Below are 11,684 nucleotides of genomic sequence, written 5' to 3'. Positions count from 1 at the left end.
ATGTTAATTTTGTGGCTTATGTTTTTTCGGCGATAAAAAATTTATCTTTAGTTGTTAAATATGATTGAGATCGCAAATCTCGGTTAAACCGCACTTTTCGTACGCTTTTCTAATTAATTGATTTAAAATACTTTCGAGTTGAAACTACTCCTAAAGCATGATCCCGTAGCGCACCCTTAAGTCGCATCCTCTGCCTCACGCCGGTGCAGTTGACGAAACGCAGCCCCTGCCCCGTCTCCGGCTCGCTATCCCTTATCCCGTCCGGCGCGCAATGGCATGATTAAATTTTGCGCAACATTAATTTAACCTGGCGTTTATCCCGATTTTTGTTAAGGCATCTGAGGTGGCGTAATCCCTGCAATACTTAACTCAGTATCATGTGATACGCGATCCCCGGGAGCATATTTTGAACAGGTTACCTTCCAGCGCCTCGGCTCTTGCCTGTACCGCGCACGCACTGAATCTCATAGAGAAGCAAACGCTCGATCATGAGGAGATGAAACAACTTAACCGAGAGGTCATTGATTACTTTAAGGAGCACGTCAATCCTGGTTTTCTTGAGTATCGCAAATCTGTTACCGCCGGCGGGGATTACGGAGCCGTAGAGTGGCAAGCGGGAAGTCTGAACACGCTTGTCGACACCCAGGGACAGGAATTTATCGATTGCCTGGGTGGTTTCGGTATTTTCAACGTGGGGCACCGTAATCCAGCAGTGGTTTCCGCCGTACAGAATCAACTTGCGAAACAACCTCTTCACAGCCAGGAGCTGCTCGACCCGCTTCGCGCCATGCTCGCGAAAACGCTGGCGGCGCTCACGCCCGGCAAGCTGAAATACAGCTTCTTCTGCAACAGCGGCACCGAGTCGGTTGAGGCCGCGCTTAAGCTCGCCAAAGCGTATCAGTCGCCGCGCGGGAAATTCACCTTTATCGCCACCAGCGGCGCGTTCCACGGGAAATCCCTGGGCGCGCTGTCGGCGACCGCCAAATCCACCTTCCGCAAACCGTTTATGCCGCTGCTGCCGGGCTTCCGCCACGTGCCGTTTGGCGACATTAACGCCATGCGCACGGTGCTGAGCGAATGCCGTAAAACCGGCGACGACGTGGCGGCGGTGATCCTGGAGCCGATACAGGGTGAAGGCGGCGTGATCCTGCCGCCGCAGGGCTATCTGCCCGCCGTGCGTCAGCTGTGCGACGAGTTCGGCGCGCTGCTGATCTTCGACGAAGTGCAGACCGGCATGGGGCGCACCGGCAAGATGTTCGCCTGCGAGCACGAGAACGTGCAGCCGGACATTCTGTGCCTGGCGAAAGCGCTGGGCGGCGGCGTGATGCCGATTGGCGCGACGGTTGCGACAGAAGAGGTGTTTTCGGTGCTGTTCGACAACCCGTTCCTGCATACCACCACCTTTGGCGGTAACCCGCTGGCCTGTGCGGCCGCGCTGGCGACCATCAACGTGCTGCTGGAGCAAAACCTGCCCGCGCAGGCGGAGCAGAAAGGCGACATGCTGCTGGACGGCTTCCGCCAGCTGGGCCGGGAGTACCCGGACCTGGTACAGGAGGCGCGCGGAAAGGGAATGCTGATGGCCATTGAGTTTGTTGATAACGAAATCGGCTACAGCTTCGCGAGCGAGATGTTCCGCCAGCGCGTGCTGGTGGCCGGCACGCTCAACAACTCAAAAACCATCCGCATTGAGCCGCCGCTAACGCTGACCGTTGAGCAGTGCGAGCAGGTGCTGAAGGCGGCACGTAAAGCGCTGGCGGCGCTGCGCGTGAGCGTGGAAGAGGCGTAAAAAACGCCGGGTGGCTAACGCTTACCCGGCGTACAAAATCAATACAACCGCCCGGTGAGCGCAGCGCCACCGGGCAAAGCGCTACGCCGGCAACAGCCCGATAAAGCTGCGTTTTTTGCGCGGCTCCGACATCAGGTCTTCAAGCTTATCCACGCAGGCCAGATAGTGCGGGGTTTGCTTATGCGCCAGCACCGCCTCTTCGTCCTTATAGGCTTCGTAGATAAAAAAACGGGTTTTCACCCTCGGATCCTGCAATACGTCAAAACGCAGGTTTCCCGGCTCCCGGATCGCCCCCTCGTGGTTGGCGCGAAACGCCTCGAGAAACTCGTCCACCCGTTCGGGCTTGATGTTGATCTCCACTAACGTCACGTTCATTTCGCTTCTCCCTGTTTCTCTTCCTGCCAGAACTGGAACGCCTCCCGGGCGCTCATGTTCTCGTGAACCACTTTCTTCACCGCCTTCAGCATGGCGAGCGGCGCGCTCGACTGGAAGATGTTGCGCCCCATGTCCACGCCGGATGCCCCCTGGTCAATCGCGCGCCAGCACATCTCCAGCGCCTCGTGCTCCGGCAGCTTTTTGCCGCCCGCGATAACAATCGGCACCGGACAGCTGGCGGTCACCTTTTCGAACCCCTCGTCCACGTAGTAGGTTTTGACGATCTGCGCCCCCATTTCGGCGGCGATGCGGCTGGCGAGCGAGAAATAGCGCGCGTCGCGCGCCATCTCCTTGCCCACGCCCGTCACCGCCAGCGTCGGCATACCGTAGCGCGCGCCAGCATCAACCAGCTTGATGATGTTGCCGATCGACTGATGCTCAAACTCGCTTCCGATGTAGACCTGCGCCGCGACCGCGCAGACGTTCAGGCGCAGCGCGTCCTCCATCGCCACCGCCACGCACTCGTTCGACAGCTCGCCCAGAATCGAGTTACCGCCGGAGGCGCGCAGCACCACCGGCTTATTGGCGGCCGCGGGTACCTGGCTCCTGAGGATGCCGCGGGTACACATCAGCACGTCGGTTTCGCCAAACAGCGGGGCGATAGAGAGATCGATACGCTCAAGCCCGGTGGTTGGCCCCTGAAAGTAGCCGTGGTCAAAGGCCAGCATTACCGTGCGGTTGCTTTGCGGGTTAAAGATGCGCGCCAGCCGGGACTGCATGCCCCAGTCCAGCGAGCCGCAGCCCTTCAGGGTGTACGGCGCGTTCACCTGCGGCGTGCCGATGCCAAAATCCTTGCCGTCTTTGATGTCGTCTAAATCAGCCATGTGCTCCCCCGTCAGAAATCGTATTTGCTGATGTTCTCTTTAGTGAACACCACCCGCTCCGGCAGCAGCACGATGCCGTTGCCCTTCGCCTCATACTGATAGCCCTGCACGCTGTTCGGCTCGACCCTCAGCGTGCCGATGTCCTTGACCTCCACGCTGTCGCCGACGTTAAGATCGCCTTTTTTCAGCAGACGATCGGCGACGTTGACCGCAATTTTGCCCTGCTGCACCACGTCCCACAGGCCGAAGGCTTTCACCGTGCCGCGCTCGACGTACGGGCGCATCACGTTCGGCGTGCTGAAGCCGACGATCGCCACCCCTTCCCGCTTCAGGTTCTCCGCCGCCTGCGCGGCGGCTGGCAGCGCGTTGGCGTCCGGTGCAATAATCGCATCCAGATCCGGGTAGGCTTTTAAGATCCCCTCGGCGGTTTGCAGAGATTTTGTGGCGTCGTTATAGCCAAACTGCGTGGTGACGACCTGCCACTGGGGATGATCTTTTTCGATTTTGGCCTTCGCCTCCTTCACCCACTGGTTCTGGTCGGTGACGGTGGGGCTGGAGTAGAAAAACGCCACCTTGGCATTCGGTTTGGTGACCTGCCCGCCCGCCATCTCCACCAGCAGGCCGCCCAGCTGTTCCGGCGTGCCCTGGTTGATGTAAATGCTGCGGCACTCCGGTTTGGTGTCGGAATCCCAGGTCAGGACCTTGACGCCTCGCTGCATCGCGCGCTTCAGCGCCGGGCAGAGCCCGTCCGGCGACACGGCGGAGACGATAATGGCGTTATAGCCCTGGTTGACGAAGTTATTGATGAGCTGCACCTGGCCGGAGACGCTCGGCTCGGTCGGGCCGTCGTAGGTCACGTCCACGCCAAGATCTTTCCCCGCCTCTTTCGCGCCGTTGCCGCCGCTGGTAAAGAAGCCCACGCCCACCAGCTTCGGGATAAAGGCAATGCGGTCCGCCGCCTGCGCCGAGGCGAAGCTGAGGGCCATTGCCAGGACGAACAGTTTTGTTTTCATCTTACGCTCCGGATAGTTTTCTAAAGAGAGATCGCACCCATTCGCGGTGCAGGCTCAGCGAACGTCCCATCACCACCACAACCAGCAGCGCCCCTGACAGCGCGCTCGACACCTGGTTGGGGATGCCGACCATCTGTAAACCCTGTTGCAGGTACCCCACCAGCAGCGCCGCCAGCGCCGTACCGATAACCGAACCGGACCCGCCGTAGATATTCGCCCCGCCGAGCACGGCGGCGGTAAGCGCGGGCATCAGCAGATCGCGCCCCAGATCCGAGCGCGCGGAGCCGAAATAGGAGACCATCACCAGTGCGGCAATGGCCGAGGCCACGCCCACCAGGCCGTACAGGGCGTAGGGCATGCCGTTGACCGACAGCCCCGCGTAGCGCGCCGCGCGCGGATTCTGGCCCATTAAAAACAGATGCCGGCCAAAGCGCCCGCGGTGGGTTATCAGCCAGAAAAAGAGAGCGATCGCCGCAAACAGCACCAGCGGGATCGGCAGCCCCAGCACCGTGAGGTTAGCGAAGGCGGTGAAGCCGTCCGGGAAGCCGCCGATGCCCTCGTAGCCCGTCGCGCCCGCCATGCCGGAGAGCAGCAGCGCCCCGCCGCCGTAGAGGTAGAGCGTGCCGAGGGTAATCACCAGAGGGCTGATGCCGGTGTAGTGGATCAGCGCCGCATTCACCAGCCCGCACAGCAGGCCGAGCAGCAGCGTCAGTGGAACGGCGAGCGCCATCGGCCACCCCGCCTGCATCATCACCCCCAGCGCGATGGCGCACAGGCCAATGGTTGAGCCCAGCGAAATGTCTATCCCGCCGCTGATAATCACCAGCGTCAGCGGCAGCGCCACGATGCCGATGCAGATGAAATCGCTGGTGCTGAACAGCAGCATGTTGACGTCGAGCATCCGCGGGTTGATGGCCCCAAAGAGCAGGATCTCCAGCACCAGCAAAACCAGCAGCGCGCTTTCCCAGCTAAGCTTCATTTATGCCACCTCTTTTTTGCGTTCGGGAAACGGAGCGACGTGCTTTCCCCCTTTATTACCCGGCTGGAAGCGGCCGTACTTCAGCCCCCGCTGGTGTCTTGAAAGCGCCTGGCGCAGCCGCCCGTCGAGCACCAGCACGCCCAGCAGCACCAGCCCGGCGATAAAGTCATTCCACCAGGCCGGCAGCCGGAACAGCACCAGCACGGTGTCGATTTGGGTGAGGAAGAACGCGCCGAGGAAGGCGCCGATCAGCGTGCCGGTGCCGCCCAGCAGCGAGATGCCCCCGAGCACGCAGGCGGCGATGGCCTTCATCTCCAGCCCGCTGCCGGTCTGGTTGGGAACAAAGCCAATCTGCGCGGCAAACACAATCCCGGCGCAGGCCGCCAGCATACCGTTGAGGGTAAAGGCGAGCATCCGCGTGCGGTTAACCGCCACGCCCAGCTGCCGCGCGGCGGCGAGGTTGTCGCCCACGGCGTAGAAATCACGCCCGAAGGCGGTACGCGAAAGCGTCCACGCGCCGGTGGCCACAATAAGCATCACCGCAATACCGAGCGGTGAAACGCCGATGACGGCTGGCTCAGAGAGGGATTTCAGCCCCGGCGGCAGCCCTTCAATCCACTTTCCGCCGGTCCAGAGGAGCATCGCCCCGCGGTACAGCCCCAGCGTGCCGAGGGTGGCGACGATGGCCGGAATACGCAGCCCTACCACCAGAAAGCCGTTGAACGCGCCCGACAGCGCGCCAATCGACAGCGCGAAGAGAATGGAAACGGGCAGGCTGTAGCCGCTGTTCAGCGCCACGCCAACGGCGATGGCGGAGAGCCCGACGATCGAGCCAACTGACACGTCAATATTGCGGGTCAGCATCACCAGCGCGGCACCGGTTGCCAGCAGGATCAGGATCTGCGAGCTGGCGAAGATCATCCCCAGCGTTTGCAGGCTGAAGTAGGACGGATTAAGCGCCACCAGCACGGCAAACAGCGCAAGGATGGCGAGAAAGGCGCTCAGCTCGCGGTTCTTCAGTAAGATCTTCATGACTGCCCTCCAAACGCCAGCGCCATCATCCGGTCGAGGCTGACGGCGTGGCGCGGTAGTTCACCGCTGAGTACGCCCTGATGCATCACCAGCACGCGATCCGCGAGGCCGGGGAATTCATCAAGATCGCTTGAGATCATTAATACCGCCACGTTCTGCGCCGCCACGCTTTTGAGCAGCTGGTAGATATCGGCGCGCGCCGAGACGTCCACGCCGCGCGTGGGTTCATCGACGATCAGCAACAGAGGATTGGCCTCCAGGCAGCGCGCCAGCAGCACCTTCTGCTGATTGCCGCCGGAGAGCGTGCGCACGGGCTGATCCGCGTGGTTGAGCCTGATCCCCAGCGCCCGGTGATAGCGCTCCACCACCGCAGACTCCCGCCCGCGCTGCTGCCAGATCGATGGCTCGTTCAGCGCCACGGTGTTCCAGCGGACGGGCGCGTCGAGGAACAGGCCGGACACCTGCCTGTCTTCCGGCAGGTAGACCAGCCCTTTGGCCAGCCGCGCCGAAACGGCATCATGGCTGATATCCTGATTTTCCAGCCAGACGCGGCCCCCGCGCGCGGGGCGCAGGCCGTAGAGCGTTTCCGCAAACTCGGTGCGCCCGGATCCCACCAGCCCGGCAAGACCGACGATCTCTCCGGCGTAGATCTCAAGGCTGAGATCGATAAATCCTTCCCCGGTGAGATCCTCAACCCGCAGCACCGGAAAATCCTGCGGCTGGGTGCGGCGGTTGCCCGGCAGCGCCAGCCACAGCTTTTGCGTATCGCTCAGGGATTTATCGCGCCCCACCGGCGTCATGGCGGCGATCAGGGCGTTATCGTCAAACTGCGCGGTTTCGCCGCTGAGCACCACCGCGCCGTCGCGCATCACCGAGACGTGGCTCGACAGCATGCGGATTTCCGGCAGCTTGTGCGAGATGAAGACAATGCCAACGCCGTGCTCCTGCAGGGCGCGGATCTGGAAGAAGAGTCGTTCGGTTTCACCGGGCGTGAGGGAGGCCGTAGGCTCGTCGAGGATCAGGATCGTCGCGTTGCGCATCAGCCCGCGCAGGATCTCCACCATCTGCTGATCCGCCACCTCCAGGGTGCTGGCAGCGGCGTCGAGGTTAAGCTGGCACCGCAGCTGTTCCAGCTTCGCGGCGAGGCGTTTATCCCGATCGCGCCCGCGCGGCAGGCGGAACAGGATGTTTTCCCGCACCGTCAGGTTGGGGAACAGCAGCGGCTCCTGCGGCACCAGGTAAATGCCGAGCCCGTGCGCCTGCGCGGGCGTAAGCCGTGCAAAAGACTCACCGGCGACCGACAGTTCACCCCGATCCGGCGTTTCGACCCCGGCGACGATCTTCATTAGCGTCGATTTTCCCGCGCCGTTACCGCCCATCAGCGCGTGCACCTGCCCCGCAAGCAGCGTGAAATCAATGCCTTTCAGGACCGGCACGCCTGAGAACTGCTTGCTGATATTTCGCGCCTCGAGAAGTGGTGTCATCATCGCTCCGCTATTGAACAAATGATTTTTAGATTTAATAATGTTCAAAAGCGTAGACGGTGAACTATATTTACAACCGTGCAGGGATCACAGTTTTATCGATTAAGATCCAGATAAAACAGAAACCATCTTAAAGATCCGTTTTGTCGCGTGGCTCACATTTTCACGTCGCGCCATTACGAACATATGATCTAAATTTTTATAAGAGTTCAACTATGAGCGATAAACGCACTGCGGAAGAAGGACGGTTTGCCGGGCTGGCGCTGGCGGAAGAGGAGCTGGTGGCGCGCGTGGCCTGGTGCTACTACCACGACGGGCTGACCCAGAACGATATTGGCGAACGGCTCGGGCTGCCGCGCCTGAAGATCTCCCGCCTGCTGGAGAAGGGCCGTCAGTCCGGGGTGATCCGCGTGCAGATCAACTCCCGCTACGAGGGGTGCCTGGCGCTGGAAACCGAGCTCCAGCAGCGCTTTGGCCTGAAGCTGGTGCGCGTGATGCCCGCCCTTAATACCCCGCCGATGAACGTGCGGTTAGGCATTGGCGCCGCGCAGTCGCTGATGGGCGTGCTGGAGCCCGGCCAGCTGTTAGCGGTGGGGTTTGGTGAAACCACCATGAGCAGCCTGCAGCACCTGAGCGGCTTTATCAGCTCGCAGCAGATCCGCCTGGTGACGCTCTCCGGCGGCGTGGGGCCGTATATGACCGGTATCGGCCAGCTGGACGCGGCCTGCAGCGTCAGCATGATCCCCGCCCCGCTTCGCGTCTCATCCGCAGAAGTGGCCGGGATCTTAAAGCGCGAAACCAGCGTGCGGGACGTGATCCTCGCCGCCACCGCGGCCGACGTGGCGGTGGTCGGGATTGGTTCGGTGAACCAGCGCCGTGACGCAACGATACTGCGCTCCGGCTATATCAGCGAAGGTGAACAGCTGATGTACGCCCGCAAGGGCGCGGTCGGCGACATCCTCGGCTATTTCCTCAATGCCGAGGGCGAGTGCGTCGAAGAGCTGGAGATCCACAAAGAATTACTCGGCGTCACGCTCGATGAACTGGCGCAGCTGCCCACCATCGTTGGCGTGGCCGGAGGAGAAGAGAAAGCCGATGCGATTTACGCCGCACTGAAGGGTCGCCGTATCAATGGCCTGGTGACGGAAGAGACGACAGCCCGCGCGGTGCTGGCCCTGACGTAACGGGGGATGCCCTGCGCTAACAGCGAGGCAAGCTCATGAGTTACCTTTTAGCGTTAGATGCAGGGACAGGCAGCGTTCGCGCCGTTATTTTCGATTTACAGGGCAGCCAGGTTGCCGTCGGCCAGGCCGAGTGGAAGCACCTGAGCGTGGAGAATGTGCCGGGGTCGATGGAGTTCGACCTCGACACCAACTGGCGGCTGGCCTGCCGGTGCATTCATCAGGCGCTGGAGCGCGCGCGCCTGAGCGCGGCGGATATTCAGTCCGTCGCCTGCTGCTCGATGCGCGAAGGGATCGTGCTGTATGACCGCAACGGCGAGGCCATCTGGGCCTGCGCCAACGTCGACGCCCGCGCCAGCCGCGAGGTGGCCGAACTCAAAGAGATCCACGACAACCGCTTTGAATCCGAGGTGTATGAGGTTTCCGGGCAAACCCTTGCCCTGAGCGCGATGCCGCGCCTGCTGTGGCTGGCGCACCATCGGCCGGATATCTACCGCAAGGCCGCCACCATCACCATGATCAGCGACTGGCTGGCGGCGAAGCTTTCCGGCGAACTGGCGGTTGACCCGTCCAACGCGGGCACGACCGGCATGCTGGATCTCTTCTCCCGCGACTGGCGGCCGGCGCTGCTGGACATGGCCGGGCTGCGCGCCGATATCCTCTCCCCGGTGAAGGAGACGGGGACGGTGCTGGGTGCCATCACCCGGGAGGCCGCACAGCAGAGTGGCCTGCGCGAGGGCACGCCGGTGGTGATGGGCGGCGGCGACGTGCAGCTGGGCTGTCTGGGGCTGGGCGTGGTCCGCGCCGGGCAAACGGCGGTGCTGGGCGGCACCTTCTGGCAGCAGGTGGTCAACCTGCCGCAGGTGCGCACCGACCCCGACATGAACATCCGCGTGAACCCGCACGTTATCCCCGGCATGGCGCAGGCGGAGTCGATCAGCTTCTTTACCGGGCTGACCATGCGCTGGTTCCGCGACGCGTTCTGCGCCGAAGAGAAGCTGATTGCCGACCGGATGGGGATGGACACCTATTCCCTGCTCGAAGAGATGGCGAGCCGCGTGCCCGCTGGCTCCCACGGCGTGATGCCTATCTTCTCCGACGCGATGCATTTTAAGCAGTGGTACCACGCGGCACCGTCGTTTATTAACCTCTCCATTGACCCGGAAAAGTGCAACAAAGCGACGCTGTTCCGCGCGCTGGAGGAGAACGCGGCGATAGTCTCTGCCTGTAACCTGGCGCAGATTTCGCGCTTCTCCGGCGTTAAGTTTGAAAGCCTGGTGTTTGCGGGCGGCGGTTCGAAAGGCGCCCTGTGGAGCCAGATTTTAAGCGACGTCACCGGCCTGCCGGTGCGCGTCCCGGAAGTGAAGGAGGCCACGGCGCTGGGCTGCGCGATTGCGGCCGGAACGGGCGCGGGGCTGTTCGCGGATATGGCCTCGACGGGCGAGCGGCTGGTGAAGTGGAGCCGGGAGTTCACGCCGAACCCGGCGCACCGCGAGCTGTACGACGGCATGATGCAGAAGTGGCAGGCGGTGTATGCGGACCAGCTCGGGCTGGTGGACAGCGGGCTGACGACGTCGATGTGGGAGGCACCGGGGTTAGTTAAAACCCACACCCCTCACCCTGCCCCTCTCCCCAAAGGGGAGAGGGAAAAGACCAGATCGAGCTAACTCTTTAAGATCGCACCGGCTAGTCCCCTCTCCCCTTCGGGGTGTACGGTCCGGGGACATCGTGAACACTTGTTCGGGGACATGGTAGACACTTACAACTAAGGCATAAGAACCCGCTTATGGAGTCGCTTATGCCCTGGGATGCGAGAGATACCATGTCATTACGTACCGAGTTTGTTTTGTTCGCCTCGCAGGACGGGGCGAACATCCGTTCCCTCTGCCGTCACTTTGGCATTTCACCTGCCACCGGCTACAAGTGGCTTCACCGCTGGGCGGAGGAAGGGGCCGCGGGCCTTCAGGACCGCCCGCGCATACCGCACCATTCCCCGAACCGCTCATCTGACGACATCACTGCCCTGCTGCGTATGGCCCATGGCCGCCATCAACGCTGGGGCGCACGCAAGATAAAGCGCTGGCTGGAAGACCAGGGGCACCATATGCCCGCCTTCAGCACCGTTCATAACCTTATGGCCCGCCATGGTCTGCTGCCGGGCACTTCACCGGGCATTCCCGTCACGGGACGGTTCGAACATGACGCGCCGAACCGCCTCTGGCAGATGGATTTTAAGGGCCACTTTCCCTTTGGCGGTGGCCGCTGCCATCCGCTCACCCTGCTGGACGACCACTCCCGTTTTTCCCTGTGCCTGGCGCACTGTACCGATGAACGGCGCGAGACCGTGCAGCAGCACCTGGTCAGCGTGTTTGAGCGTTACGGCCTGCCGGACCGGATGACGATGGACAACGGCGCCCCGTGGGGAGACACCACCGGCACCTGGACGGCGCTGGAGCTGTGGCTGATGCGCCATGGTATCCGGGTGGGGCACTCCCGGCCGTATCATCCGCAGACGCAGGGTAAGCTGGAGCGTTTTCACCGCAGCCTGAAGACGGAGGTGCTGCAGGGGAAGTGGTTCGCGAGCGGGGGCGAACTGCAGCGCGCCTTCGACCACTGGCGGACGGTCTATAACCTTGAACGCCCGCATGAGGCGCTGGATATGGCGGTACCGGGCTCGCGGTATAAGCCGTCTGCACGGCAGTACAGCGGCAACACACCGCCCCCGGAATACGACGAGGGCGTGATGGTCAGGAAAGTGGATATCAGCGGAAAGCTGAGCGTGAAAGGGGGAAGTCTGAGCGCAGGCAAGGCGTTCAGGGGAGAACGGGTCGGGCTGAAGGAGATGCAGGAAGACGGCCGCTACGAGGTATGGTGGTACAGCACGAAAGTGGGGGTGATCGACCTGAAGAAAAAGTCGATCACCATGGGTAAAGGATGTTAAAAAGTGTTC

The 11,684-nt window shown here is 62.0% G+C and carries 10 protein-coding genes; 4 read left to right on the top strand and 6 right to left on the bottom strand.

Features of this window, described 5'->3' with window-relative positions; genetic code table 11:
- The first annotated feature begins 406 nt into the window (after nt 1-406).
- The gene (gene ygjG, locus IM304_RS00340) at nt 407-1,786 is read left to right on the top strand and encodes a putrescine aminotransferase (protein ID WP_176678680.1); all 1,380 of its coding nucleotides are present in this window, start codon (nt 407-409) and stop codon (nt 1,784-1,786) included.
- Between the two features lie 81 nt (nt 1,787-1,867).
- Here ygjG and lsrG read toward each other — a convergent pair whose 3' ends face one another.
- Genes lsrG through lsrA form a run of 6 tightly spaced genes read right to left on the bottom strand, consistent with a single transcriptional unit; the run spans nt 1,868 to nt 7,553 of the window.
- Nucleotides 1,868-2,161, bottom strand: coding sequence for a (4S)-4-hydroxy-5-phosphonooxypentane-2,3-dione isomerase (gene lsrG / locus IM304_RS00335; RefSeq protein ID WP_193355036.1), 294 nt, complete (start codon nt 2,159-2,161; stop codon nt 1,868-1,870).
- On the bottom strand, nt 2,158-3,045 hold the full coding sequence (gene lsrF, locus IM304_RS00330) for a 3-hydroxy-5-phosphonooxypentane-2,4-dione thiolase (protein WP_193355037.1): 888 nt from the start codon (nt 3,043-3,045) through the stop codon (nt 2,158-2,160). Before lsrF ends, lsrG begins: the two co-directional genes overlap by 4 nt.
- 11 nt (nt 3,046-3,056) lie before the next feature.
- Nucleotides 3,057-4,058, bottom strand: coding sequence for an autoinducer 2 ABC transporter substrate-binding protein LsrB (gene lsrB / locus IM304_RS00325; protein ID WP_193355038.1), 1,002 nt, complete (start codon nt 4,056-4,058; stop codon nt 3,057-3,059).
- Between the two features lies 1 nt (nt 4,059).
- Nucleotides 4,060-5,037, bottom strand: a complete 978-nt coding sequence (gene lsrD, locus IM304_RS00320; RefSeq protein ID WP_193355039.1) for an autoinducer 2 ABC transporter permease LsrD — start codon at nt 5,035-5,037, stop codon at nt 4,060-4,062.
- Complete coding sequence (gene lsrC, locus IM304_RS00315) at nt 5,038-6,069, bottom strand: autoinducer 2 ABC transporter permease LsrC (RefSeq protein ID WP_193355040.1); 1,032 nt, start codon at nt 6,067-6,069, stop codon at nt 5,038-5,040.
- On the bottom strand, nt 6,066-7,553 hold the full coding sequence (gene lsrA / locus IM304_RS00310) for an autoinducer 2 ABC transporter ATP-binding protein LsrA (RefSeq protein ID WP_193355041.1): 1,488 nt from the start codon (nt 7,551-7,553) through the stop codon (nt 6,066-6,068). Before lsrA ends, lsrC begins: the two co-directional genes overlap by 4 nt.
- Nucleotides 7,554-7,768: 215 nt before the next feature.
- Between lsrA and lsrR the strand changes: the two genes are divergently transcribed.
- The 3 genes from lsrR (at nt 7,769) to IM304_RS00295 (ending at nt 11,675) form a co-directional block, all read left to right on the top strand.
- Entirely contained in the window at nt 7,769-8,737 is a 969-nt protein-coding gene (gene lsrR, locus IM304_RS00305) for a transcriptional regulator LsrR (protein WP_010435856.1), read from the top strand.
- A gap of 35 nt (nt 8,738-8,772) precedes the next feature.
- Entirely contained in the window at nt 8,773-10,401 is a 1,629-nt protein-coding gene (lsrK, locus tag IM304_RS00300; RefSeq protein WP_193355042.1) for an autoinducer-2 kinase, read from the top strand.
- Nucleotides 10,402-10,520: 119 nt separating this feature from the next.
- A complete protein-coding gene (locus IM304_RS00295; protein ID WP_193355043.1) occupies nt 10,521-11,675 on the top strand; it encodes an IS481 family transposase in 1,155 nt (384 codons plus the stop codon).
- Nucleotides 11,676-11,684 lie beyond the last annotated feature (9 nt).

The organism is Enterobacter cloacae complex sp. P40C2, from assembly GCF_014930695.1.
In the GTDB taxonomy this organism is placed as follows: Bacteria; Pseudomonadota; Gammaproteobacteria; order Enterobacterales; family Enterobacteriaceae; genus Enterobacter; species Enterobacter pasteurii.
Note: the sequence above shows the minus strand (reverse complement) of the source record. Positions and strands in the feature narration are given on the sequence as shown.